Source organism: Pelagibius marinus (assembly GCF_014925385.1).
Classification (GTDB): domain Bacteria; phylum Pseudomonadota; class Alphaproteobacteria; order Kiloniellales; family Kiloniellaceae; genus Pelagibius; species Pelagibius marinus.
In genome coordinates this window covers 994,972-1,020,089 of the sequence record NZ_JACSDK010000001.1, presented here as the reverse complement: position 1 = coordinate 1,020,089, position 25,118 = coordinate 994,972, and the positions used below count along the sequence as shown (strand labels likewise).

Below are 25,118 nucleotides of genomic sequence, written 5' to 3'. Positions count from 1 at the left end.
CAAATCCCCTTAGAAAATAGTAAAAATCCATAAGCGATCATCCCTTTAGGTGGAAAAGGCCACTGTGGCACCCGCTCCGGTTTTAGAAACCTGGGGCAGGTATCGTTCCAGGGGCGATCGCGGATGGGTAGAAACCGGTCCGTCTAGAGCGGCGGCCGGCGGTCGAACCAGGGCCGGGCCTGCTCGAACTGGGCCGCCAGGGCCAGCAGCGTGGCCTCTTCCCCGACCCGCCCGGCGATCTGGACCCCGACCGGCAGGCCCTCCGGGGTCCAGTGCAGCGGCAGGGAGGCCGCCGGCTGGCCCGACATGTTGAACATCTGGGTGAAGGCCACATAGGGCTGCACCTTGCGGCCGAAGGCATCAAAGTCGTCGACCATGGTGTCGAGCAGCCCGATGCGGGGCGGCGGGGCCGCCATGGTCGGCGTCAGCAACACGTCAAAGCGCTGGAAGAAGCGGGCCAGACCGAAGCCGATCTCACGGACGGCGGTTACGGCCCGCAGGTACTGGGCCGAGCTCACCTGCCTGCCGCGTTCCGCGAAGATCCAGGTCTGCGTCTCGACGTCCTCGCGGCGCGCGCCTTCGGGGCGCCACGGATTTCCCGGCGACAGGGTGTCGGCCATGTTGGCGGCGACGATGGTCACCATGGCCTCGCGCAGCTTCGCATGGTCGACCTCCGGCGCCGCCTCCTCAACCGCATGGCCGAAGTCAGCCGCCAGGGCCGCGGCCGCGTCCACCGCCGCACGGCACTGCGGATGCAGGTCGACGTCCGCCGGGGTCCTGGCGCTCCAGGCGATACGCAGGCGGCCGGGATCGCCCTTGAGCGACGCCAGGAAGGGCGTCTCCGGTTTCGGCAGGCAATAGGGGTGGTGGCGCGGCGGACCGCAGGTCGCGTCCAGCAGCGCCGCCGAATCCCGCACGCTGCGGGTGATGGCGTGAAAAACGCCCAGGCCCGCCCAGGCGTCGCTGGTGAAGTTGCGCCCGCGGCTGGGCTTCAGGCCGAAGAGACCACAGCAGGAGGCCGGGATGCGGATCGAGCCGCCGCCGTCGGAGGCATGGGCCAGCGGAACCATGCCGGCGGCGACCGCCGCGCCAGCGCCGCCGCTGGAGCCGCCAGACGAATAGTCGGGGTTCCAGGGGTTGCGTGTCGCGCCGTGCTGGCGGGTCTCGGTGGTGACGTTGAGGCCGAATTCGGCGGTCGCGGTCTTGCCCACGACGGTCAGCCCCGCCGCGCGCCAGCGCGCCGCCATGGGGTCGTCGAAGGGGGCGCGGTAGTCCTTCAGCCAGCGGCTGCCGTTGCCGCAGGGCCGGCCCTTCTGGAAGCTGTAGAGGTCCTTCAGCAGGAAGGGCAGCCCGGCGAAGGGGCCTTCCGGCGTTCCCCCTTCCTGGACCTGGGCCGCGAGTTCCGCCCGCGCGTCGTCGTAGAAGCGGTGGACCACCGCGCCCAGCGCCGGGTCGCGCGCCTCGATGCGGGCGATGACGGCTTCCAGCAGTTCCAGGGGAGAGACCTCGCCCCGGCGGATCAGTTCCGCCAGGGCCAGGCCGTCGTGGTCGTCGAGCAGGGCGTCCAGCGGCACGGGCACGCCCCTCCTGATCAGTCGGTGAGGGCTTCGCAGGCCTGCTTGATGCGGCTGCAGGCTTCCTTCAGCGCCTCGGTCGAGGTGGCGTAGGAGACGCGGAAATGCGGCGAGAGGCCGAAGGCCTCGCCGTGCACCGCGGCGACGCCGACCGACTCCAGCAGGTAGGTGACGAAGTCCTCGTCGCTCTCGATGGCCTTGCCGTCGGGCGTCTTCTTGCCGATGCAGCCGGCGCAGGAGGGGTAGACGTAGAAGGCGCCCTCCGGCTTGTGGCAGTGGATGCCCGGGCAGTCGTTCAGCATCTCGACCACCATGTCGCGGCGCGCCTTGAAGGCCTCGGCCCGCTCGGCGATGAAGTCCTGGGTCCCGTTCAGCGCCTCGACCGCCGCGGCCTGGCTGATCGAGGAGGGATTGGAGGTCGACTGCGACTGGATCTTGGCCATGGCCTTGATGAGGGCCTGCGGGCCGGCGGCGTAGCCGATACGCCAGCCGGTCATGGCGTAGGCCTTGGAGACGCCGTTCACCGTCAGGGTGCGGTCCTTCAGCCTGGGCTCGACCTGGGCCGGGGTCGTGAACTCGAAGCCGTCGTAGACCAGGTGCTCGTACATGTCGTCGGTCATCACCCAGACGTGCTCGTGGCGCAGCAGCACATCGGTCAGCGCCTTCATCTCCTCAGCCGTGTAGGCCGCGCCGGTCGGGTTGGAGGGGCTGTTGAGGATGATCCAGCGGGTCTTGGGCGTGATCGCCTGCTCCAGCGCCTCGGGCGTCAGCTTGAAGTTATGGTTGGCGCCGCAGGGCACGCTGACCGGCTCGCCCTCGGCCAGCAGCACCATGTCCGGGTAGGACACCCAGTAGGGCGCCGGGATGATGACCTCGTCGCCCGGGTTCAGGGTCGCCATGAGGGCGTTGTAGAGCACCTGCTTGCCGCCGGTACCCACGGTGACCTCGGCCGGGGTGTAGTCCAGGCCGTTTTCGCGCTTGAACTTGTCGCAGATCGCCTGCTTCAGCGCCGGGGTGCCGTCGACCGCGGTGTACTTGGTCTGGCCTGCCTCGATCGCCTTGATGGCGGCCTGCTTGATGTTGTCCGGGGTATCGAAGTCCGGCTCACCGGCGCCGAGGCCGATCACGTCGCGACCGGCGGCTTTCAGCTCCGCCGCCTTGGTGGTGACGGCAATGGTGGGTGAGGGCTTGATTCGCGACAAACGTTCCGCGATCACGGACATCGGATGAACTCCCGGATTGCATAGAAAACCGCCACTCGGGCGGATCAGCGGCAACTTAGAATCTTCAAGGCGCAATTGGAACCGGCAAGGCCGCATGGCAGGCCTGTTCGCCCCAGATTCCGCCGGACATCCCCCACCCCTTCCCGGCCGGCCGCGGCTCCGAGGCGCGCCGCTGCCCCAAAACCATCTCAATGCATCACGGAATCGCCTCATTCCCGGTCCGCTGCCGCCACGCTCGGCGCGCCTCATACCCCTGGGACAGACATCCGACAAGGCACTCCAGCCCACCACATAGCCACCTCCCTGGGGGGATCAAGACATGCGACACGACCTGCTGCCACAACCGTCACACGGCCTCTTTCCGCCCCGGCTGGGCCGGGCCGTCTTCCGCGACGCCCTGGTCATCGCCGGAACCCTGGGCCTGGCGATCCTGGTCCTGCTGGCCTCCCTGGCGGTCCACAGCCTGCCCGCAGCGGCTCAGAGCCAGCCGGAGGAACTGCGCGCCGGCCTCTTCTTCCCCAGCGGCGAGGCGGGCAAAGCCCTGGAAGCGCCGACCCTGAAGACCGACGTGGACATGGCGGTCAACGGCATGGTGAACCGGGTGACGGTGCGCCAGGTCTTCCACAACCCCACCGACCGCTGGCTGGAAGGCGTCTATATCTTCCCGCTGCCCGAGCGCTCCGCCGTCGACCGCCTGACCATGGTCATCGGCGAGCGGCGGATCCAGGGCCGCATCCTGGAAAAGGCCGAAGCCAAGCGCGTCTACCAGGAGGCGGCGGACAGCGGCCAGCGCGCCAGCCTAGTCAGCGCCGAGCGCCCCAACGTCTTCGCCACCAGCGTCGCCAACATCGGCCCCGGCGAGGACATCACCGTGGAGATCGCCTTCCAGGACAGCGTCGCCTACGAGAACGGCGTCTTCTCCCTGCGCTTCCCCATGGTGGTGGCGCCGCGCTACACCCCCGCTCCCAGGGCCGACATCGCCGAGGCGCCGCGGGGGCCGCAGCCCTCTCCCGCCGTGGTGCGCCAGCCGGCCCCCGGAGAGCCGCGCGACCTCTTCGGCCCGGTGGACATCGACGAGACGACCCATAACCCGCTGTCGCTCCGCATCGACCTCAACGGCGGGGTGCCGCTGGAAGGCGTGAAGAGCCTCTACCACCCGGTGGTCGTCGAGAGCGGGAAGGACGGCCGGCAGAGCATCACCCTGCGCCCCGGCCCCGACGGAAAGGCAGAGGTGCCCGCCGACCGCGACTTCGTGCTGCAGTGGACGCCGCTGGCCAGCGCCGCGCCCCGGGCCGCCGTCTTCGCCGAACAGGTCGGCGCCGACACCCACCTGCTGGTCATGATGGTGCCGCCGACACAAGACGCCGCGCCGGCTCCCCAGGAGATTCAGGGGCCGCAGAGCATCCGGCCGCGCGAGGTGATCTTCGTCATCGACACCTCCGGCTCCATGCACGGCGCCTCCATCGACCAGGCCAAGGCCGCGGTCATCGCCGCCCTGAAGCGCCTGAACCCGCAGGACCGCTTCAACGTCATCCAGTTCAACAACGAGACCCACGCCCTCTTCCCGCGCGCCGCGGCGGCCTCGGTCGGCAACGTCGCCCAGGCCTGGCACTACGTCAGCGCCCTGGAGGCCGACGGCGGCACCGAGATGCGCCCGGCCCTGGAGCTGGCGCTCGCCGAGCAGCCCGAAGACGGCCATCTGCGCCAGGTGGTCTTCCTGACCGACGCGGCGGTGAGCAACGAGGCGGAGCTCTTCGCCCAGGTCGCCGAACGTCTGGGCGACAGCCGTCTCTTCACCGTCGGCATCGGCTCGGCTCCCAACAGCTACTTCATGCGCAAGGCCGCCGAGCTGGGCCGCGGCAGCTTCACCTATATCGGCGACCTGGACGAAGTGGGCGAGCGCGTCGACGCCCTGCTGACCAAGCTGGAGCAGCCGGCCCTGACCGGCGTCCGCGTCGGCTGGCCGCTCTCCGCCGGCAAGCGCCTGGAGATCTATCCCACGCCCCTGCCCGACCTCTACGCCGGCGAGCCGGTGACCTTCGCCGCCCGCCTGGAGGGCGTCGACCTGGCGCAGCTCGACGGCCAGCTGCTGATCACCGGCGAGGCCGCCACGGGCGCCTGGCAGCAGCGCGTGCCCCTCACCGGCCTGACGGCCGCCCCCGGCGTCGCCTCGATCTGGGCCCGCGCCAAGCTGGTGCAGATCGAGGACGGCCTCTACCGCGGTCGCGATGCAGGCGGGCAGGCAGTCGATCAGACGGCGATCCGCGCCGAAGCCCTGGCCGTCGCCCTGAAGCACGGCCTGGTGACCCGCTACACCTCCCTGGTCGCCGTCGACGACGCCGTCGCCCGGCCGCGGGACGAGAACCTGAACAGCACGGAAATCCCCCGCGACCTGCCCCACGGCTGGGACGCGGAGAAGGTGTTCGGCGAGACGATCCTCCGCAACATCGAGGGCCCATCCCCCAGCGAGGAGCCGGCCGCCGGCGCACCCCTGCAGGCGCCCCAGGAGATGCGCTCGCGCGCCCTGCCCGACTACTTCCTGCAGCAGGCCAAGGCCGCCGACGGCCAGCTCGTCACGCTGCCTCAGACGGCGACACCCGCCGAGCGTATGGCCATCATCGGCGGCGCCTACCTCTTCATGGCGCTGGCGCTGATCGTCCTGGTGCTGCGCCGCCGCAAGCAGGGCGGCCTGCGTGGTTAGGGCCTTCACCCTCAATCGCTTCCTCCTGGGCCTCGCCCTGCTGTCCCTGGCCCTCGGCCTGTGGCAGCTGGGCGGGGCCGCCGCCATTCACGCCAAGGCCTGGCTGGCCCAGCGCCTGCTGGACCGGGCCTGGGCCGCGACCCTGGCCGGCGAGGCGGAAGCGAAGCCCTGGCCCTGGGCGGACACCTGGCCGGTGGCGCGCCTGCAGGTGCCGGAGCTGGACGTCGATCTCTACGTGCTGGCCGGGGCCAGCGGGCGCACCCTGGCCTTCGGCCCCGCCGTGGTGCCCGGCACCGAGATCCTGGGCCACCGCATCCTCAGCGGCCACCGCGACACCCACTTCGCCTTCCTGCGCGAGCTCGCCGCGGGCAGCCGCCTGCGCCTGCAGGACGATCAGGGACGGTGGCGGGACTTCACCGTGCGCGCCCACGAGGTGATCGACGTGCGCCACCCGGTCTTCGCGCGGCACGCGGCGGCGCTGCCGCTGGTCAGCCTGGTCACCTGCTATCCCTTTGACGCCGTCATGCCGGGCGGCCCGCTGCGCTATGTGGTGACGGCGGAAGCCGTCGCCGCGACCGCAGAAGACACAGCGCCGCGGGGGGAGGCTGCGCTGATCATCAACCAGTTCGGGGGGACCAAGGACGGAGAAGGTATCCCCGATGGAAGCCTCTGACGTGAATGCTGTTTGATCCGGCGGAGTTTGCCGGAGATGCGCCCCTGGCCCGCGGCTCGGCGCTCAGGCGCTGGCTGATGCGTGCCTGCCTGGCCGTGCTGCTGGCCGTCGGCCTCGGCGCCGCGCTGCTGCTCTTCGCGCCGCTGCTGTAAGCGACTTCGGCGTGGCGGTCAGCCATTGACTGCTGCGGGCTCTTACCCGGCAGCCACTGCAGGGCACGAACGTCCACCACCCGGCGACCATGCGGGTGATGGACGTTTGCGCCGAAGCGTCTGTCGCAGACCTACTTCACTGGCAGAGTCTGGGTGTAGGCCAGAATGTCCAAGGCATCTTCCAGCGGGAAAGCCGCCATCGATACCATCTCGACCCCTGGATGGCCGGAGCGGATCTTATGCAGAACCTCCCAGGGATTCGCATTGGCTTCGGTGCCGACGAAACCGGGGCTCTCGCTGTCGCCCCAGTCCAGCGCCCTGCCGTCGAAGCCGTGGCAGGAAGCGCAGATGGTCTGGAACTTGGCGGCGCCGTTTGCGGCGTCGCCCTTGACCGACTTGTCCATGCCGATATAGGCGGTCAAGTCCACTTGGCCACGGCTGACAAAAGCGGCAATCCGCTGCATGGCGTCGAGCGGAATCATGTCGTGGGTAAAGCCATGGGTGCCGTTCATCAGGATCTTGTGAATCTCTTCTGGGTCCTTCCCGGCCCACCCCCGCACGCCGGTGATCCCGGTCTTGTAGGAACCCTTGCCGTAGGCGCCGTCCTTACCCCGATAGTCCCATCCGTGGCAGGACTTGCACCGCCAGGTCACGGCTCCCTCCTTGCTGTTCGACGCCGGCCAGGCCGGATGCGTGCCCGCAGGCTTATCGGCATCCAAGGCACTGATCCAATTGTCGTAGAGCCGCCCGCCGGAGGAAAGTATCCAGGCCTCGGTGGGATTTTCCGGAACACCGTAGATGTAGTCCCGGTGGTACTCCTCGTCTTCCTTGTCCGCGGCCAGGATCGCTGCCGGCGCAAGAAACAGCACCGCGGCGACAAGCATTCCCATTTTTCCTGGTGAAAACGACAACGATCTCATCTTTAGCCCCTCCCCAAATTGGCTTATTGGTTCAATTTCCCATAGGCATAGACAAGTCAAAGATTACGCATTATCCCCAAACGCTGGGAATAAAACCAGTCTTAATAGACTTTTCGTCAAGTATTTATTTTCGTGTACTTGAAAGCTTTTCTAAAAAGTCAATGATTTAGATCATTGAATTCTGTTTTCTGCCGAATAGTGCAACTCTACTATTTCGCGCAGCACGTCCCGCGAATGCACCCTGCCTGCCGTTGCAGGTGCGTCGTCGCGTTGTGTTCCTGGCCGGGGCGTCGACATCGCGGTACGACGCGCGCGAGATCCGATCCCACCACCTTCATTGCTGACATCTGTTGGCAGGAAGTCTGCGCCGGACCAAAGCCGCGCCCCTGGCCTCGGGCGGGGCGAAGCGCATATAAAGGGGCATGTCGAACCCGGTTCTCAGCCCTTTTCCCGCCAAGCCTGTGGATATCGCCGCGGGCACGCCCTTTCGCATCGACTCCGACTATACGCCGGCCGGCGACCAGCCTCAGGCGATCAGGGAGTTGACCGCAGGTCTGCGCGAGGGCGAGCGCGACCAGGTGCTGCTGGGGGTCACCGGCTCCGGCAAGACCTTCACCGCGGCCCAGGTCATCACCGAGGTGCAGCGCCCGGCGCTGGTGCTGGCGCCCAACAAGACCCTGGCCGCCCAGCTCTACGCCGAGATGAAGTCCTTCTTCCCCGACAACGCGGTGGAATACTTCGTTTCCTACTACGACTACTACCAGCCGGAGGCCTACGTCCCGCGCAGCGACACCTACATCGAGAAGGAAAGCTCGATCAACGAGCAGATCGACCGCATGCGCCACGCCGCGACCCGCGCCATCTTCGAGCGCCGCGACGTGGTCATCGTCGCCTCGGTGTCCTGCATCTACGGCATCGGCTCGCCGGAGACCTACGCCACCATGACGGTGGAGGTGAAGTCGGGCCAGGAGGTCAACCGCGCCGACCTGCTGAAGAAGCTGGTCGAGCTGCAGTACAAGCGCAACGACACCGCCTTCCACCGCGGCACCTTCCGGGTGCGCGGCGACACCGTCGACATCTTCCCGGCCCACTACGAGGACCGCGCCTGGCGCCTGACCCTGTTCGGCGACGAGGTCGAGACGATCCACGAGTTCGACCCGCTGACCGGCGACAAGACCGACAGCCTGGATGCCATCAAGGTCTACGCCAACAGCCACTACGTGACGCCGCGCCCGACCCTGCAGCAGGCCGCCAAGCAGATCAAAGAAGACCTCAAGATCCAGCTCGACCTCTTCACCAAGCAGGGCAAGCTGCTGGAGGCCCAGCGCCTGGAGCAGCGCACCATGTTCGATCTGGAGATGATCGAGGCCACGGGCTCCTGCGCCGGCATCGAGAACTACTCGCGCTACCTCACCGGGCGCAATCCGGGCGAGCCGCCCCCGACCCTCTTCGAGTACCTGCCGGAAGACGCGCTGCTGTTCGTCGACGAGAGCCACGTCACCGTGGGCCAGCTGAACGGCATGTACCGCGGCGACTACTCGCGCAAGTCGACCCTGGCCGAGTACGGCTTCCGCCTGCCGTCGTGCATCGACAACCGTCCCCTGAAGTTCGAGGAGTGGGAGCAGATGCGCCCGCAGACGGTCTACGTCTCGGCGACGCCCGGCCCCTGGGAGCTGAAGCAGACCGGCGGCGTCTTCGTGGAGCAGGTCATCCGCCCGACCGGGCTGATCGACCCGATCTGCATCATCCGCCCCACCGAAAGCCAGGTCGACGACCTGATCGCCGAGTGCCGCGACGTGGCCGCGAAGGGCCTGCGAACGCTGGTCACCACGCTGACCAAGCGCATGGCCGAGGACCTGACCGAATACCTGCACGAGGCGGGCCTGCGGGTGCGCTACATCCACTCCGACGTGGACACCCTGGAGCGCATCGAGATCATCCGCGATCTGCGCCTCGGCGTTTTCGACGTGCTGGTCGGCATCAACCTGCTGCGCGAGGGCTTGGACATTCCCGAGTGCGCCCTGGTCTGCATCCTGGACGCCGACAAGGAGGGCTACCTGCGCTCCACCACTTCGCTGATCCAGACCATCGGCCGCGCGGCGCGCAACGTCGACGGCCGCGTAGTGCTCTACGCCGACAAGATGACCGACAGCCTCATGGCGGCGCTGGAGGAGACCAACCGCCGCCGCGAGAAGCAGCAGGCCTACAACGCCGCCAACGGCATCACGCCGGAGTCCATTAAGAAGCAGATCGCCGACATCCTGGAGAGCGTCTACGAGCGCGACCACGTGACGGTGAAGACCGGCGACGCCGAAGCCATGAACCTGGTCGGCCACAACCTGCAGAGCTACATCGCCGATCTTGAAAAGCGCATGCGCGAGGCCGCCGCCGACCTGGAGTTCGAAGAGGCCGCGCGCCTGCGCGACGAGATCAAGCGCCTGCAGGACCACGAGCTGGGCCTCGACAAGCCGGGCATGCCGACCGGTGAAGGTGGCTTCGCCGACCGCATCGCCCAAGCCGGCGCCGCCAGCAAGTCGCGCGCCAAGCGAGGCGGGGGCAAGTACCGCGGCAAGCGGCGCTAGGCGGGGTTTCTTGAGCGCGCTGCAGGAAACTTCCGGCCAGATTTTCGTCGACGCCGACGCCTGCCCGGTGAAGGCCGAGATCTACAAGGTCGCCGAGCGCCACGGCTGGACCGTGCAGGTGGTGGCCAACGACATCATCGCCCTGCCCGTCCATCCGCTGATCAAGCGGGTGGTGGTGGGCGACGGCTTCGACGCCGCCGACGACTGGATCGCCGAGCGCGCCGGGCCGGGCGACGTGGTGATTACTTCGGACGTGCCACTGGCGGCGCGCTGCGTGAAAGCGGGGGCGGCGGTGCTGGCGCCCAACGGCAAGGGCTTCTCCGACCGCTCCATCGGGATGGCGCTGGCCAGCCGCAACCTCATGGCCGAGCTGCGCGAGGCCGGCCAGGTGACCGGCGGGCCCAGGCCCTTCTCCCAGCGCGACCGCTCGGACTTCCTTTCGGCCCTGCACGAAACCATTGAAAAGCTGAAGCGCCGGCGACCCTAGGCAAGGGAGCGGCTAAAGCGCGGCCGCCGCGGCGCAGCTCGCCACCTGCTCCCGGCAGGCGAGGCAGACCCGGTTGCGGCCGCCGTTCTTGGCCTTGTAGAGCGCCTTGTCGGCGGCCTTGAGGCAGGCCTGGTCCTTGCAGTTCGAGGAAAAGGGCGCGACGCCGATACTGATGGTGATGTGGATCGTCTGCCCCTCGGGCAGTTCGATGGGCGTCCGGGCGACCCGCTCGCGCATGCGCTCGGCGATGCGCCCGGCGATGCCCAGGTCGGCGGCGCGCAGCACCAGGGCGAACTCCTCGCCGCCGATGCGGGCCAGGAAATCCTCGCCGCGCAGCGTCTCGCGCAGCACCTCGGCCAGCGCCCGCAGCGTCGCGTCGCCGGCGCTGTGCCCGTAGGTGTCATTGACATGCTTGAAGTGGTCGATGTCGATCACGGCGATCGACGCGGGGGCGGCATGGCGGCGCATGGCGGCCAGCACGCGGTCCAACTCGTCCATGAAGGCGCGGCGGTTGGGCAGCCCGGTCAGTTCGTCGGACAGCGCCTGCGCCGAGAGGCGTGACAGCAGGGCGTCGCGCTCCGCCTCCAGTTTCCGGCGCGGGCGATAGTCCTGCATGATGGCGCCGAAGCAACGCTTGTCGTCGGGCGGCGGAATCTCAAAGGCGCGCAGGCCGACCGGGATCTCCTCGCCGTCGCGCGCGATGATGGAGAACTCGCGCACCGAGCCCATGATGTTGAACTGGGGGCCGGCCTCCAGGTAGCGCCGCAGGTAGTCGCTGTGCACGGCGGCGATGGCCGGCGGCAGAATCCTGGCCAGCGGCTGGTCCACCAGCTCGCTGCGGTCATAGCCGCTGAGCGCCTCCGCGGCCGGGTTCACGTAGCGGATGATGCCCTCTTCGTCGATCACCCAGATGGCGTCGAGGGCATTGGTCAACAGGTCCTCAAACAACAGCGTCCCCCAAAAGCGACCTCACTCCCGCGCCGCAACCCCTGCGACCGGGCCCCGGATTTCAGCAACCATTGCGCTAATCATTTCGATTACAAATCTGCCGCAGAAGGCTAAAAATGGCCTTAACGGGCGGCTCCCGGAGCCGGCACGGCTTGCCAAAGGCGGAGCGCCGACCGAGATGTAGGAGGACAGCAACCCGAACGAGGCCGGGCGCCGGCAAGCGGCGACCGACGGCCGAAGGACACCAGAGGCCATGACCACGAAGGTGAAGAAGAGCCGCGAAGAACTGCTCCGGGCTCTCAGCCGCGAGGAATTCTACGTCACCCAGGAGGCCGGCACCGAGCGCGCCTTCACCGGGCGCTATCACAACTGCAAGACGCCCGGCACCTATCACTGCGTCGTCTGCGGCGAGCCGCTGTTCTCCTCGACCACCAAGTACGACTCCGGCACCGGCTGGCCGTCCTTTTATGCCCCGGTCGACGAGCAGGCGGTTGCAACCAAGGAAGACAGCACCCTCTGGATGCGCCGCACCGAGGTGCTCTGCGCCGCCTGCGATGCCCACCTCGGCCATGTCTTTCCCGACGGGCCGGAGCCGACCGGCCAGCGCTACTGTATGAATTCCGCGGCTTTGAAGCTGCGCCCGGCCAAGGCGGAGGACGGCGAGGAGGGCTGACGGCGCCGCTGCCGCCCGTTCTTGGGCGTCTGCCTCCCGAGACTCTCATTGAAAAAGCCGCCGGGGATCGACATTTAAGGGCGGCTCGGCCATTGTGCCGCCCGCCGCGGCGGTCCACCGGCTTTCCGAGGGCGCGCGCCCTTCACCGGAACGCCGGGCGGCAGATCATCGACGTTCAACCAGCCTGGTACCCACATCCGGTCATGACAGCACTCGCATTCCTGCAAGCCGGAGGTGGTTTGGCCCTGCTGTTCGTCGGTGGCGAGATCCTCCTGCGCGGGGCTGTCGGCCTGTCGCTGCGCTTCGGGCTTTCGCCGCTGCTCATCGGACTGACGGTGGTCGCCCTGGCGACCTCCATGCCGGAACTGGTGGTGACCCTGACCGCCGGCGTGCAGGGCGTGCCGGACATCGGCGTCGGCAACGTGGTCGGCTCCAACATTGCCAACATCCTGCTGATCCTGGGGCTCGCCGCCCTGCTCTGCCCCATCGAGCGGGAGCCCAAGCGCATCCTGCGCGACACCGGGGCCATGGTGGCGGCGACCGCGGTCTTCATCCTGCTGGCCTGCGCCCAGCAGCTGTCCTTCGTGCACGGCGCGGTGATGCTGGTGCTGCTGGTGGCCTACCTCGCCTACAGCTACCGCGTCGAGCAGCGCAGCTACAACGAAGCCTCGACCGGCCTGGAGGCCATCGAGGAGGCGGGCGCCACGCCGAAGTCGGCCTGGGTGGCCTTCGCCCTGGTGCTCGTCGGCGTCGTCGCCCTGGGCGGCGGCTCCGAACTGCTGGTGCGCGGGGCCTCCACCATCGCCCGCGCCGCCGGGGTCTCGGAGACCGTGATCGGCCTGACGCTGGTCGCCTTCGGCACCTCCCTGCCGGAACTGGCCACCGCCATCGTCGCGGCCTTCCGCGGCCATACCGAGGTGGCGCTGGGCAACGTGCTGGGCTCCAACATCTTCAACATCCTGCTGATCCTGGGCGCGCTCTTCGTCATCACCCCGGTGACCGTGGCCCCGGAGATCCTCAACTTCGACATCTGGGTCCTGGCCGCCGCAACCCTGATCGCCGTGCCGGTGATGCTGACCGGCAAGCACATCACCCGCCTGGAGGGCGCCGTCTTCGTGCTGCTCTACCTGGCCTTCGTCTGGATCCAGTTCGATCCCCACAAAGCGGCACATTTCGGCGCCGCGCCGGCCCCGGCGGTTGAGGCCGCGCCCACGCAGTCCTAGGATGACTGCCGAAAACCTTCCCTGGCAGTCGCGGCGGCCAGGGCCCGTCACAAACAGTCCTGGCCGCCCGGCGGAACGAGAGCCCGATGCCCACCACCCAACCCCGCCCCGATGGCGAGCGCGTCAAATCCGAGGTGCTGTCACAGCGCATCCTGATCCGTGACCTGACGTTGTCCTGCAGTATCGGCGTCAGCGACGAGGAACGGGCCCGGCGCCAGCGCCTGCGCATCAACATCGAACTGACCGTCGACTACCCGCCGCCCTGCCGCGACAACATCAACGAGGTGGTGAACTACGGCTCCCTGGCCAAGGCGGTGCGCAACCACTGCCTGGAAACCACCTTCCGTCTGCTCGAGACACTGGCCGAAGAGCTCTCCGAAGTCTGCTTCGGCTTCGACCCGGTGAGCGAAACGCGGGTGCGGATCGAGAAGCTCGACCGCTACGCGGACATCGGTGGCATTGGCGTTGAGATTGCACGCAGGCGTAGTGGCGGCTAAGCCGTTGGCGAATCAGCTAAGCCATTGCCGCAGAAGCCAATCCGATCGCGCGAATAAGGAGTTTTACACAGGGGGTCGAAGACGCGCTGAAATCGCCCTCTGGTCGATGACATTTTTAGGTCGATATCGTTAACTTTATTCTTGACTTGATTTTTCATATTGAAAATCAACATACTAAGTTCTTTTGCCTAAAAAATAGGCAGCTTAACAAAAATGTAGAATTCCCTAAGGGGCTTCGAATGAGGGGGGTGGATAGCCACAGATTTATCCACAGCTTTGGTGGATAGAATCCGGGCCGCTCCCCTAAGCTTCGGGGGGCTGGAACAACCTTTCCCGCACGCCGGCTTTGCACGCCGGGCAGGCGGCCCCAAATATGGTATCCCAGCGCCCCCGAGCGCCCCCACATAGGCCTCTTCGACGCCCGCATGACGACCCGACACCCGACCCGCAAGCTCTCGACCCGATGACCAAGGTCCCCAAGCAGACCGCCGGCGACCGCCTGCTGGCCAAGCGCCTGGCCAAGGACCCCTCGGCCGGGGGCAAGCGCTCGGCCATGGGGATGGAGGAGGATCCAGCCGAACCCTACGTCGTCGACCCCGGGGCCGAGGGCGAGGGCATCGACCTTTCCGGCTTGGGTGAAGGCTTGGCGCAGGGCGTGCAGGTCATCGCCGGCACGGTGAAGACCCTCTCGGCCAGCCCCGGCGTCTACCGCATGCTGAACCGCAAGGGCGACGCGATCTACGTCGGCAAGGCGCGCAACCTGAAGCGCCGGGTCACCAACTACACCCAGATCGCCAAGCTGCCGCGCCGCCTGCAGCGCATGGTGGCCGAGACCGTGGCCATGGAAGTGGTGGAGACCCACACCGAGGTCGAGGCGCTGCTGCTGGAGAGCAACCTCATCAAGCGCCTCATGCCGCGCTACAACGTGCTGCTGCGCGACGACAAGTCCTTTCCCTACATCCTGCTGACCGGCGACCACGCCATCCCGCAGATCACCAAGCACCGCGGCGCCCAGACCCGCGAGGGCGACTACTTCGGCCCCTTCGCCTCGGCCGGCGCGGTGAACCGCACCATCACCGCGCTGGAGCGCGCCTTCCTGCTGCGCTCCTGCAGCGACGCGGTCTACGCCGCGCGCACCCGGCCCTGCCTGATGTACCAGATCAAGCGCTGCGCGGCGCCCTGCGTGGAGCGCATCTCGGCCCCCGACTACCTGGACCTGGTGACCCAGGCGCGGCGCTTCCTGACCGGGTCTTCCCAGGAGGTCCAGCAGCAGCTGGCCGCCAAGATGGAGGACGCCGCCGAGAAGCTGGATTTCGAGACCGCCGCCGTCTACCGCGACCGCATCCGCGCCCTCTCCCAGATCCAGGCGCACCAGGACATCAACATCCCCGGCGTCGACAACGCCGACGTCATCGCCGCCCACGAGGAAGGCGGGCAGATCTGCATCCAGGTCTTCTTCTTCCGCGCCGGGCGCAACTACGGCAACCGCGCCTACTTCCCCAGCCACGACAAGAGCCTCGGCATCGGCGAGGTACTGGGCGCCTTCGTCGCCCAGTTCTACGAGAACAAGCCGGTGCCGCGCCTGGTGCTGCTGAGCCACGGCCTGGAGGAGCAGGACCTCATCGCCGAGGCGCTGAGCACAAAGGCCGAGGTGAAGGTGGAGCTGACGCGCCCGCAGCGCGGCGCCAAGCGCAAGTTGATCGACAACGCCCTGCACAACGCCCGCGAGGCCCTGGCCCGCCGCCTGGCCGAGAGCAGCAGCCAGAGAAAGCTGCTCGAGCAGCTGGCCGAGATCTTCGCCCTGGAGGGCACGCCCGAGCGCATCGAGGTCTACGACAACAGCCATACCCAGGGCAGCGAGCCCTACGGCTGCATGATCGTCGCGGGCCCCGAGGGCTTCCGCAAGAACGCCTACCGCAAGTTCAAGATCAAGGACCCGGAGACGGAGGCCGGCGACGACTACGCCATGATGCGCGAGGTGCTGACCCGGCGCTTCCGGCGCGCCCTGAAGGAAGACCCGGAGCGCAGCGGCGACCTCTGGCCGGACCTGGTGCTGCTGGACGGCGGCCAGGGCCAGCTCACGGTGGGGACGGAGGTCCTGGCCGACCTCGGCCTCGGCGACCTGCCGATCGCCGCCATCGCCAAGGGGCCGGACCGCGATGCCGGGCGCGAGCGCATCTTCATGGCCGGCAGGCCCTCCTTCATGCTGCAGCCCCGCGACCCGGCGCTCTACTTCCTGCAGCGCCTGCGCGACGAGGCCCACCGCTTCGCCATCGGGACCCACCGGGCCGGACGGACCAAGGCGCGCCTGCGCTCCGTCCTCGACGAGGTGCCGGGCATCGGCGCCCGGCGCAAGAAGGCCCTGCTGCTGCACTTCGGCGCCGCCCAGGCCGTCGCCCGGGCCGGACTGGCCGACCTGGAGGCGGTGGAGGGCATCTCCAAGACCGTGGCCCGCAAGATCTACGACCACTTTCACCGGGACGGCTAGCGGACAGCGGAACGGTGGGCAGACCGGCGGCGCCGCGCAGCCCCGGGTAAGCACTTAAGTTAACGGCCGATTTTTGGGGCCCCCGGGCCGCCCTCGCCTCTGGGTCGCGCCGGGCGGCTATGCTACAAAGGCCGTGAAGACGGGATGCCCGCCGGAAGCGGCGCCCAGGGATATAGGCGGCCTGCCTTCAGGAGGAAGAACCGAGGTCATGCTGACCAGCCTGCCGAACATGCTGACCGTGTCGCGCATCGCCGCGATCCCGCTGCTGCTGGCGCTGATCTATGTGGACACGCCGTTCTACCGCTGGATCGCCTTCGCCGGCTACGTGCTGGCCTGCATCACCGACTACTTCGACGGCTATCTGGCCCGCCATATGAACCAGATCTCGCCGCTGGGCCGCTTCCTCGACCCCATCGCCGACAAGCTGCTGGTCGCCACCCTGATCGTCATGCTGGTGGCGACCCAGGAGATCGCGGGGCTGGCGGTGATCCCGGCCATCATCATCCTGGCCCGCGAGATCCTGGTCTCCGGCCTGCGCGAGTACCTGGCCGAGATCCAGGTCTCGGTGCCGGTCACCAAGCTGGCCAAGTGGAAGACCGGTATCCAGATGCTGGCCCTCGGTTTCCTCATCGTCGGCGACGCCGGGCCGAAGGCCATTCCGGTCTCGCTGATCGGCGAGATCGGCCTGTGGATCGCCGGCGTGCTGACCGCGGTCACCGGCTACGACTACATGGCGCGCGGCCTGAAGCACATGGTCAGCGAGGAAAGCGGCGGCCAATGAGCAGCGAGAAAGAAATGAAAGTCATCGGCCTGGCCGGCTGGAGCGGCAGCGGCAAGACCACCCTCATCGTCCAATTGATCCCGGCGCTGGTGCGCCGCGGGCTCAAGGTCTCGACCATGAAGCACGCCCACCACGCCTTCGACGTGGACAAGCCGGGCAAGGACTCCTACGAGCACCGCGCCGCCGGAGCCACCGAGGTGATGATCGGCTCGGGCAAGCGCTGGGCGCTGATGCACGAGCTGCGCGAGGAGGCCGAGCCCGACAGCCGCAGCCTGATGCGGCACATGACGCAGGTGGACCTGCTGATCATCGAGGGCTGGAAGGCCGAGGGCCACGAGAAGATCGAGATCCACCGTCCCGCCCACGGCAAGCCCCTGATCCAGCCCGACGACCCCAAGGTCGTCGCCGTGGCCGCGGACGAGGAGCTGCCCGGCCTGCCGGTGCCGCGCCTGGACCTCAACGACGTCGAGGCCATCGCCGACTTCATCGTCGCCCACTGCGGCCTGACCGAGCGGGCGCAGCCCCAGAAAGCGCAAAAGGGCGCGGCGGAGTAGCGCTATGGCTCAGCTCAGCGACGACTGCTTCGCCCAGGGCGGCCCGCTGATGCGGGTCGACGAGGCCCGCAGGCTGCTGGCCGACATCCTGACGCCGGTGACGGAGAGCGAGGCGGTGCCGCTGCACGCCGCCCTGGGCCGCATCCTGGCCGAGGACATCGTCTCCCCGGTGAACATCCCGCCGGCGCCCAACTCCGCCGTCGACGGCTATGCGGTCTTCCACGCCGACCTGGACCCGGAAAAGGAAACCCGCCTGCCGGTCATCGGCCGCGTCACCGCCGGGCAGATGGAGCTGCCGCAGGCGCGGCCCGGCGCGGCGGTCCGCATCTTCACCGGCGCGCGCCTTCCCGACGGCCCCGACACGGTGATGATGCAGGAGGACTGCGAAGTTGACGGCGATACGGTCGTCATCCGCCCCGGCATCAAGAAGGGCGCCAACGCCCGCAAGGCCGGGGAGGACGTGGCCGCGGGCGACGTGGTGCTGCGCAAGGGCCAGCGGCTCAGACCCCAGGACGTCGGCCAGGCGGCGGCGGTGGGCCGCCGCGAGGTCAAGGTCTCGACCCGCCTCAAGGTCGGGCTCTTCTCCACCGGCGACGAACTGCGCGAGCCGGGCGCCGAGCTGGCCCCCGGCGCGATCTACGATTCCAACCGCTACACCATCCATGCGCTGCTGACCGGCCTGGGCTGCGCCGTCGACGACCTGGGCATCCTGCCCGACGACCTGGAGACCATCCGCCAGGCGCTGGAAGCCGCCGAAGGGAAGCACGACCTGCTGGTCACCTCCGGCGGCGTCTCCGTGGGCGAAGAGGACCACGTGAAGGACGCCGTGGAGGCGCTGGGCAAGCTGCACCTCTGGCGCCTGGCGGTGAAGCCGGGCCGCCCCATCGCCCTCGGCCAGGTCGGGCTTGTGCCCTTCGTCGGCCTGCCCGGCAACCCGGTGGCCGTGGTCGTCACCTTCCTCACCATCGTGCGCCCGCTGATCCTGCGCCTCATGGGCGGGAACGACACGCCGCCGCATACCTTCAAGGTGCGCGCCGGCTTCGACCACAAGAAGAAGAAGGACCGCCGCGAGTGGGTGCGCGCCCATCTGGTGGAAGACGCCTCCGGCGGGCTTACGGCGGAAAAGTTCCCGCGCGAGGGCGCCGGCATCCTCTCCTCCCTGGTCGCCGCCGACGGCCTCATCGAGCTGCCCGAGGACCTGACCCGCCTGGAGGCCGGCGCGATGGTCGAATTCCTGCCCTTCAGCGAAGTGGCGCAGTGACTATATTAGAGAGGTTGCCCATCCTTCGACGGGCCTCCGGGCCCGATGATGAAGCTTAGGAACGAGTACCCGTGAAACTGCTGTATTTTGCCTGGCTGAAGACCAAAACCGGTATGGCCGAGGAGGACGTGGCGCTGCCCGAGGACGTCGCCACCGTGGGCGAACTCCTGACCTGGCTGGAAGGCCGCGGCGCCAACTTCGCCGATGCGCTCTCCGACCGCGGCGCCATCCGCGTGGCGGTGAACCAGAGCTACGCCAAGCCCGGCGATCCCGTCGGCCCCAACGACGAGGTCGCCCTCTTCCCGCCGGTGACGGGAGGCTGAGCATGGCGGTTCGCGTTCAGGCAGAAGACTTCGATGTCGGCAAGGAACTCGCACAGCTGACGAACGGCAATCACGCCATCGGCGGTGTCGCCGTTTTCGTCGGCCTGGTGCGCGATCTCGCAGGCGGTTCCGAGATCTCCGCGATGACCCTCGAACACTATCCGGCCATGACGGAGAAGATGCTCGCCGAGATCGAGGCGGAAGCGACAGAACGCTGGCCGCTGGAAGCCTCACTGATCATCCACCGCTTCGGCCGTCTCGAACCCGGCGATCAGATCGTGATGGTCGCGACCGCGTCGGCGCACCGCCAGGCCGCCTTCGAATCCTGCGAGTTCCTCATGGACTGGCTGAAGACCAAGGCGCCGTTCTGGAAGCTGGAAGAAACCGACCAGGGCGCCCAGTGGGTCGATGCCCGCGACAGCGACGACACCGCCGCCGCCCGCTGGGTGAAGAAAGACCCCGACGCGGCGGAGTAGCGCATGCTCCACAGACTGCTCTCTCGGAGACGCCCCCTGCTTCAGGAACTGCAGCGTTACGACTGGAAGAAGCTCAGGGCCCTCAAGCACTACACCTTGGGCGAGGAAAGCGCCGAGTCGATCCCCGGCGGGATTGCGGCCCTGGCGGCCGCCCGAGACAAGGAAGAGGCCGAGCGCTTCTATTGGCAGATCGATCATCACGCCGTCTTCAACGAGGTCATCGCGGAGTCGGCATTGCCCACCGTGCGCTGCGTCCTGGCGGCGCTGCACGCCTGCACCGAGGTCGCGCGCCCCTTTCTGCTCGAGGTCCTGGTGGAGATCGGCGGCGGCCAGCCGAGCGAGGCCGAACTGAAGCATGGCAACAGGGGACTTGCCGAAGCCTGCCGCCGAGAGCTTTGCTACGGCGCCGCGCTGTTCTTCCACCTGCTGGAGAACGGCACGCACCACGAACGCTATTGCTGCATCGACCTGCTCGGCCTCTGCGCCGAAGCCGATCCGCACATCAGGGAGCGCACGATCTGGTGGTTCGAAAAGCTGCTTGCGGAGAGCGAAGCCGGCACCGATGCGAGTGTGCCGAACAATGCGGAATTTCTGCAGAACTGGCTCAAGGAACTGGAGAAAGGCTGATCGGGATAGGAGGGAGGAAGGCCGCCGCTCCTCCTAGCCCTCGTACTTGATCGCCACGACTTCCAGTTCCTGGTCGCCGGCGGGGCGCTCCACGTGATGAAGTCGCCGACCTCGGCGCCATCGAGCAAGCTGGCTACGCTTCTCGCCGCGATGCTGTCAGAGCCATTCCTGCCGCCACCGCAAGCCCTACCGCTACCACCACCGCAACAGCATTGAACCCCGCCCCCGCATAGACGAGCCCCAACCCCGCGCCAGCGATGAAGTGCGCGACGTAGGTGACGGCGCTGTAGAGGCCGAGGACGGCACCGCGTACTTTCGCCTCGCCGCTCGACAGCAGCGAGACGAGGACATTGAGACCGAAGTGGTTCACCACGCCCCAGGGCAGCGCGAGCGCGACCACGAGCCACGGCGACTCGCTCGCCGCCAGCGCCAGCAGCAGCATGAGCCCGGCCAGCAGGAGGAAAGTCGGCGCGGCCACCCGCCAGGGGCCGCGGCGGTCGATGAGCCCGTTGCCGACCACCGCAAGGCCGAAGCCGAGGCCGTAGCTGAGCGAGATCCAGCCACCCAGCGTGGGGCCAAGATCCTCTGATGCGCGGAGGTGATCGGTGAGGAAGGTGTAGCAGCCGTAGAAAGCCATCATATAGGCGAGCGTCATGGCGAGCAGGCGCAGCACACCCGGCTGCGCCAGGGCGATGCGATACGGCACGAGCCCGGCGCCCGCCGGCCGCGCTGCAGGTGGCAGGGTCAGCACCGCCAGCCCCGCAACGCCGGCAATCCCGGCGACGACGGCGTAGGCGCCGCGCCAGCCGAGCTGCTCGGCCAGCAGCGCCGCGGCGGGGACGCCCGCCACCATGGCCAGCGACCAGCCGACGATGACGCGGCCGACCGCGCGCGAGCGCAGCTCCTGCGGCGCCAGGTCGCCGGCCAGCGCGTAGGTGGTCGGCAGCACCACCCCGGCGGCCAGGCCGCAGGCCGCCATGGCGGCCGCCAGCATCATCGCGTCGGGCGCCAGCGCGCAGCCGGCCAGCGCCAGCCCGAGTGCCAGCAGGGCGAGGGAGAGCACGCGCCGGCGCGGCCAGGCATCCAGCCGCGGCGCGGTGAGGAGCGCGGCGACCGCCACGCCCACGCCGTAGAGCCCGTTGGCGCGGCCGATGGCCGCCGGCCCGACCCCGAGGTCGCGGGCCATGTCGGTCAGGAGCGGCGCCACCAGCAGCGCCTGCAGGCCGACCGTGGCGATGGCCAGGGTGAGGCACAGCAGACGGCGGCTGAGGGCGGGGGTGAAGCGGAGCGGGACGGCGACGTCTGTCATTCGGGTCTGCCCGGCGGACAAGAGGGTGAGACAGGATATGGTTCCGAATGCTGTTCGGCACAAGCGCAAGTACACCCGTCATGATAATTACGAATGGCGTTCGCTGCCGAACCTAGTAAGGTATCGGCCATGGACCCGATGGACCGAAAGCTGTTAGGCCTGCTGGCCGAGGACGCCACCCTCTCCTACAAGGAATTGGGCGAGCGGCTGCACCTCTCGGCACCGGCGGTGCACGAGCGGGTGAAGAAGCTGAAGAAGTCGGGTGCCATCCGCGGCACCGTGGCGCGCCTGGACGGCGAGGCGGTAGGCCGCCCGCTCTCCGCCTTCATTCACGTGGACACCGAAGGCTGGTGCAAGACGCTGGATCTCATGGCGATCTACGACGACACGCGCGTCGAGGAGATCCACGCCGTCGCTGGCGACACCTGCTTGGTGCTGAAGGTGCGCTGCGAGTCGACGCGCGCGCTGGAGGACATCCTCCACCGCCTCTACAACATCAAGGGCGTGATCCGCACCCAGTCCTACATCGTCCTCAACACCTACCTGGAACGCGGCCCCGGGGTTTAGGATTAGACGTCACCCCTCGTACTTGATCGCCATGACTTCCAGTTCCTGGTCGCCGGCGGGGCGCTTCCAGATGATGACCTCGCCGACCTCGGCGCCGTCCAGGGCGCGGGCCAGCGGCGAGACGTAGGAGACCTTGCCGTTCTGCGGCTCGGCCTCGTCCTCGCCGACGATCTGGTAGTCGTGGGTCTTGCCGTCGTCGTCCTCCACCGTCACCACGGCGCCGAAGGCGACCTTGTCGCGCGGCTGCTTGGCGAGGTCCACGGGGATCGCCGTGCGCAGGCGCTCCTCCCAGTATCGCACCTCCTGCTCGACGCGCGGCAGGTGCGACTGGCTGGCGAGCTCGTCGTCGTGGGTCTTCAGCTCGGCGCGCTCGGCCTCGTACTGGGCGACCTTGTCTCTCAGCATCTGAAGGCCCGCCGGGGTCACGAAGTTGGGATGCTCGCTGATCGGCAGGTCGACTTTTTCTTCCGGCGCACCGGCGTCGTCTTCCTTCACGAAGGCACGGGACATCTCTTGCGTCTCCAATCTCTTTCAAACGCGGCCGCAAAAAAGAAAACCGGGCGGCGCCCCCTTCGCGCCGCCCGGTCTTTCGTCAGACCGATGTGAGCGGCGCTAGGCGGCGCTGGCCGCCGCGTGCTTGCGCACCAGGGCGTCGTAGTCGTTCATCAGGTTGCGGGTGATCTCGCCCGCCTCAAACTTGTAGTCACCGATCTCGGCCACCGGGGTCACCTCCACGGCCGTGCCCGTAAGAAAGACTTCCTGGGTCTTGGCCAGTTCTTCCGGCTTGATCGCCCGCTCGATGACCTCGTAGCCGCGGCGCTTGGCCAGGTCGATCACCGTGCGGCGGGTAATGCCGTCCAGGAAGCAGTCCGGGGTCGGCGTGTGGATCTTGCCGTCCTGAACCAGGAATACGTTGGCACCTGTCGCCTCCGCAATCAAGCCGCGGTAATCGAGCATCAGGGCGTCGGCATAGCCCTTGGCCTCGGCGGCGTGCTTGGACATGGTGCAGATCATGTAGAGGCCGGCGGCCTTGGAATGGCAGGGCGCGGTCTCCGGCGAGGGACGCTTCCACTCGCCGAAATCCATGCGGATGCCCTTCATGCGCGCTTCCGGGCTGAAGTAGGCCGGCCACTGCCAGGCGGCGACGGCGACGTGGATTTTCGTCTGCTGGGCGGAAACCGCCATCATCTCGCTGCCGCGCCAGGCCACCGGGCGGACGTAGCCGTCGGAAATGCCGTTGGCCTCCAGCACCGCCATGGCCGCGGCGTCGATCTCCGCGCGGCTGTAGGGCACGTTGAAGCCCAGGATCTTGCCGGAGTTGAGCAGCCGGTCGTGGTGCTCCTCCATCTTGAAGATGCGCCCGGCGTAGGAGCGCTCGCCCTCGAAGACGCAGCTCGCGTAGTGCAGGCCGTGGCTGAGGACGTGCAGCTTGGCGTCCCGCCAGGGCAGGAGCTCGCCGTTGTACCAGATGACGCCGTCACGGTCGTCGAAAGGAAGTATGGACATCTCGCGTCTCGTCCCTAAAAACCCTTGTTAGTCGGTGCGGTACCCCGAACGGCGCCCGCGCCGGTCCGGCCCCCACTTATTCAGAAGCGCCTGCTCTTGACGGCAGATCAGTCAGTAACACTAACCAATCAGAGATTTTTTTCCGTTAATAGTTCCGATTTGATACTTTCGATCAAATCTTGCTGGCCTTATGTAACAAGATTAGGTAGATATGTCAACATGGCTGACGTAAAAGGCGGTCCCAACCCCCTCTTCCTGCGCGAGGAGGAACTGCGCCAGGCGATGGAACTGCTGTTCTTCGCCTACCGCGACTTCACCGGCGAGCCCGACCAGATCCTGGCCGACTACGGCTTCGGGCGGGCCCATCACCGGGTCATCTATTTCGTCGGCCGCAATCCCGGCATCACGGTCTCCGAGCTGCTGGCCATCCTGCGCATCACCAAGCAGTCCCTCTCCCGCGTCCTGGGCCAGCTGGTGCGCGACGGCTTCATCACCCAGCGCCCGGGCCTGCGCGACCGGCGCCAGCGCCTGCTGGAGCTGACCGACAAGGGCCGCGAGCTGGAGAACAAGCTGACCGAGCAGCAGCGCATCCGCATCGCCCGCGCCTACCGCACCGCCGGGGCCGAGGCGGTGGAGGGCTTCCGCACCGTGCTGACCAACATCATCGACGAGGCCGACCGCGGCCGCTTCGAGCGCCCCGAGGCGCCCGGCAAGCAGGGGGCCAAAGCGGCGCCCCCGAAATCGGCGGCCAGGCGCTAGCGCCGAGCACAGGATCTGGCCCGCTTTAAACCCTCGCGAGCGGCCTTTGCCGGGCCTATACTCCGCCTCCATAACCAAGGACGCCCGAGCGAGTCTACTCTGAGCGAGGCCCCCCCTGAGCGAGCAGCCGCATATCCTGGTGGTGGACGACGATACGCGCCTGCGCGACCTGCTGCAGCGCTATCTCAGCGAGCAGGGTTTCCGCGTCACCACCGCGGTGGACGCCGCCGACGCGCGGGCCAAGCTGGCCTCCATCGCCTTCGACCTGCTGGTGCTCGACATCATGATGCCCGGCGAAACCGGCCTGCAGCTGACCGAGACCCTGCGCCGCGAGAGCGCCGTGCCGATCCTGCTGCTCACCGCCATGAACGAAACCGAGAACCGCATCGCCGGCTTCGAGTGCGGGGCCGACGACTACCTGCCGAAGCCCTTCGAGCCGCGCGAGTTGGTGCTGCGCATCAACGCCATCCTGCGCCGCGTGCCGCCGCCGGCCGCCGCCGCGGCGCGGACCAAGATCACCTTCGGCGAGTTCTGCTTCGATCTGGAGCGCGAGGAGTTGACCAAGGCCGGCTCCTTCGTGCGCCTGACCACCGCCGAGGCCTCGCTGCTGAAAGCCCTGGCGCGGCGCGCCGGCGAGCCGATCAGCCGCGACGACCTGGGTGAGGAAAGCATGATCAGCGGCAACACCCGCACCATCGACGTGCAGGTGACCCGGCTGCGCCGCAAGATCGAGGCCGACCCCAAGTTTCCACGCTACCTGCAAACGGTGCGCGGCACCGGCTATGTGCTGATGCCCGATTGATGGTGCGCTTCC

The 25,118-nt window shown here is 67.9% G+C and carries 25 protein-coding genes; 18 read left to right on the top strand and 7 right to left on the bottom strand.

Annotated elements, in window-relative coordinates; genetic code table 11:
• Positions 1-143: 143 nt before the first annotated feature.
• Positions 144-1,574, bottom strand: coding sequence for an amidase (locus H7X47_RS05025; protein WP_319633534.1), 1,431 nt, complete (start codon positions 1,572-1,574; stop codon positions 144-146).
• 17 nt (positions 1,575-1,591) lie between these two features.
• A complete protein-coding gene (locus H7X47_RS05020; RefSeq protein ID WP_193367472.1) occupies positions 1,592-2,797 on the bottom strand; it encodes an aspartate transaminase in 1,206 nt (401 codons plus the stop codon).
• A 319-nt stretch (positions 2,798-3,116) separates the two neighbouring features.
• Here H7X47_RS05020 and H7X47_RS05015 point away from each other — a divergent pair, with 319 nt between their 5' ends.
• From H7X47_RS05015 to H7X47_RS05005, 3 genes are read left to right on the top strand one after another with little or no spacing between them, the layout of a single operon-like run.
• Complete coding sequence (locus tag H7X47_RS05015; RefSeq protein ID WP_193367471.1) at positions 3,117-5,498, top strand: marine proteobacterial sortase target protein; 2,382 nt, start codon at positions 3,117-3,119, stop codon at positions 5,496-5,498.
• Positions 5,491-6,171, top strand: coding sequence for a class GN sortase (locus H7X47_RS05010; protein WP_319633533.1), 681 nt, complete (start codon positions 5,491-5,493; stop codon positions 6,169-6,171). Before H7X47_RS05015 ends, H7X47_RS05010 begins: the two co-directional genes overlap by 8 nt.
• Before the next feature lie 5 nt (positions 6,172-6,176).
• Positions 6,177-6,323, top strand: a complete 147-nt coding sequence (locus tag H7X47_RS05005) for a hypothetical protein (RefSeq protein WP_193367470.1) — start codon at positions 6,177-6,179, stop codon at positions 6,321-6,323.
• Positions 6,324-6,454: 131 nt separating this feature from the next.
• Here H7X47_RS05005 and H7X47_RS05000 read toward each other — a convergent pair whose 3' ends face one another.
• Entirely contained in the window at positions 6,455-7,243 is a 789-nt protein-coding gene (locus H7X47_RS05000; protein WP_193367469.1) for a c-type cytochrome, read from the bottom strand.
• Between the two features lie 422 nt (positions 7,244-7,665).
• Between H7X47_RS05000 and uvrB the strand changes: the two genes are divergently transcribed.
• Both uvrB and H7X47_RS04990 read left to right on the top strand, forming a co-directional pair.
• Positions 7,666-9,825, top strand: a complete 2,160-nt coding sequence (uvrB, locus tag H7X47_RS04995; protein WP_193367468.1) for an excinuclease ABC subunit UvrB — start codon at positions 7,666-7,668, stop codon at positions 9,823-9,825.
• A gap of 19 nt (positions 9,826-9,844) precedes the next feature.
• Positions 9,845-10,312: a YaiI/YqxD family protein gene (locus H7X47_RS04990; protein WP_322096456.1), complete on the top strand. Its 468-nt coding sequence runs from the start codon at positions 9,845-9,847 to the stop codon at positions 10,310-10,312.
• Positions 10,313-10,324: 12 nt separating this feature from the next.
• Here H7X47_RS04990 and H7X47_RS04985 read toward each other — a convergent pair whose 3' ends face one another.
• Positions 10,325-11,260, bottom strand: a complete 936-nt coding sequence (locus H7X47_RS04985; protein ID WP_193367466.1) for a GGDEF domain-containing protein — start codon at positions 11,258-11,260, stop codon at positions 10,325-10,327.
• 253 nt (positions 11,261-11,513) lie between these two features.
• On the opposite strand from H7X47_RS04985, the gene msrB reads away from it, so the two are divergent.
• From msrB to H7X47_RS04935, 10 genes are all read left to right on the top strand, one after another.
• Positions 11,514-11,933, top strand: coding sequence for a peptide-methionine (R)-S-oxide reductase MsrB (msrB, locus tag H7X47_RS04980; RefSeq protein WP_193367465.1), 420 nt, complete (start codon positions 11,514-11,516; stop codon positions 11,931-11,933).
• 203 nt (positions 11,934-12,136) lie between these two features.
• A complete protein-coding gene (locus H7X47_RS04975; RefSeq protein ID WP_227010154.1) occupies positions 12,137-13,156 on the top strand; it encodes a calcium/sodium antiporter in 1,020 nt (339 codons plus the stop codon).
• An 86-nt stretch (positions 13,157-13,242) separates the two neighbouring features.
• The gene (locus H7X47_RS04970) at positions 13,243-13,653 is read left to right on the top strand and encodes a dihydroneopterin aldolase (protein WP_193367463.1); all 411 of its coding nucleotides are present in this window, start codon (positions 13,243-13,245) and stop codon (positions 13,651-13,653) included.
• A 559-nt stretch (positions 13,654-14,212) separates the two neighbouring features.
• Positions 14,213-16,141, top strand: a complete 1,929-nt coding sequence (gene uvrC / locus H7X47_RS04965) for an excinuclease ABC subunit UvrC (protein ID WP_193367573.1) — start codon at positions 14,213-14,215, stop codon at positions 16,139-16,141.
• A gap of 208 nt (positions 16,142-16,349) precedes the next feature.
• Positions 16,350-16,922 (top strand): CDP-diacylglycerol--glycerol-3-phosphate 3-phosphatidyltransferase, encoded by a 573-nt coding sequence (gene pgsA, locus H7X47_RS04960; RefSeq protein WP_193367462.1) that lies wholly within the window; start codon positions 16,350-16,352, stop codon positions 16,920-16,922.
• Complete coding sequence (mobB, locus tag H7X47_RS04955; RefSeq protein ID WP_437126546.1) at positions 16,919-17,476, top strand: molybdopterin-guanine dinucleotide biosynthesis protein B; 558 nt, start codon at positions 16,919-16,921, stop codon at positions 17,474-17,476. The genes pgsA and mobB overlap by 4 nt, the downstream gene beginning before the upstream one ends.
• A gap of 4 nt (positions 17,477-17,480) precedes the next feature.
• Positions 17,481-18,737, top strand: coding sequence for a molybdopterin molybdotransferase MoeA (gene moeA / locus H7X47_RS04950; protein ID WP_193367461.1), 1,257 nt, complete (start codon positions 17,481-17,483; stop codon positions 18,735-18,737).
• 71 nt (positions 18,738-18,808) lie between these two features.
• Positions 18,809-19,060 carry a molybdopterin converting factor subunit 1 gene (moaD, locus tag H7X47_RS04945; protein WP_193367460.1) on the top strand — a complete coding sequence of 84 codons (252 nt, stop codon included), beginning with the start codon at positions 18,809-18,811 and terminating at the stop codon, positions 19,058-19,060.
• A 2-nt stretch (positions 19,061-19,062) separates the two neighbouring features.
• Positions 19,063-19,536, top strand: a complete 474-nt coding sequence (locus H7X47_RS04940; RefSeq protein ID WP_193367459.1) for a molybdenum cofactor biosynthesis protein MoaE — start codon at positions 19,063-19,065, stop codon at positions 19,534-19,536.
• Positions 19,537-19,539: 3 nt separating this feature from the next.
• Positions 19,540-20,163, top strand: a complete 624-nt coding sequence (locus H7X47_RS04935; RefSeq protein ID WP_193367458.1) for a hypothetical protein — start codon at positions 19,540-19,542, stop codon at positions 20,161-20,163.
• A gap of 133 nt (positions 20,164-20,296) precedes the next feature.
• On the opposite strand, the gene H7X47_RS04930 is transcribed toward H7X47_RS04935, so the two are convergent.
• Positions 20,297-21,535, bottom strand: a complete 1,239-nt coding sequence (locus H7X47_RS04930; protein ID WP_193367457.1) for an MFS transporter — start codon at positions 21,533-21,535, stop codon at positions 20,297-20,299.
• A 66-nt stretch (positions 21,536-21,601) separates the two neighbouring features.
• Between H7X47_RS04930 and H7X47_RS04925 the strand changes: the two genes are divergently transcribed.
• A complete protein-coding gene (locus H7X47_RS04925; RefSeq protein ID WP_319633532.1) occupies positions 21,602-22,039 on the top strand; it encodes an Lrp/AsnC family transcriptional regulator in 438 nt (145 codons plus the stop codon).
• Positions 22,040-22,048: 9 nt separating this feature from the next.
• Here the strand turns inward: H7X47_RS04925 and H7X47_RS04920 are convergent, their stop codons facing one another.
• Positions 22,049-22,549 (bottom strand): GreA/GreB family elongation factor, encoded by a 501-nt coding sequence (locus H7X47_RS04920; protein WP_193367455.1) that lies wholly within the window; start codon positions 22,547-22,549, stop codon positions 22,049-22,051.
• A gap of 102 nt (positions 22,550-22,651) precedes the next feature.
• Positions 22,652-23,545 carry a branched-chain amino acid aminotransferase gene (locus tag H7X47_RS04915; RefSeq protein ID WP_193367454.1) on the bottom strand — a complete coding sequence of 298 codons (894 nt, stop codon included), beginning with the start codon at positions 23,543-23,545 and terminating at the stop codon, positions 22,652-22,654.
• 219 nt (positions 23,546-23,764) lie between these two features.
• Between H7X47_RS04915 and H7X47_RS04910 the strand changes: the two genes are divergently transcribed.
• Together H7X47_RS04910 and H7X47_RS04905 are read left to right on the top strand one after the other, a co-directional pair.
• On the top strand, positions 23,765-24,304 hold the full coding sequence (locus tag H7X47_RS04910) for a MarR family winged helix-turn-helix transcriptional regulator (RefSeq protein ID WP_193367453.1): 540 nt from the start codon (positions 23,765-23,767) through the stop codon (positions 24,302-24,304).
• Positions 24,305-24,443: 139 nt separating this feature from the next.
• Entirely contained in the window at positions 24,444-25,106 is a 663-nt protein-coding gene (locus H7X47_RS04905; RefSeq protein WP_319633531.1) for a response regulator, read from the top strand.
• Positions 25,107-25,118 lie beyond the last annotated feature (12 nt).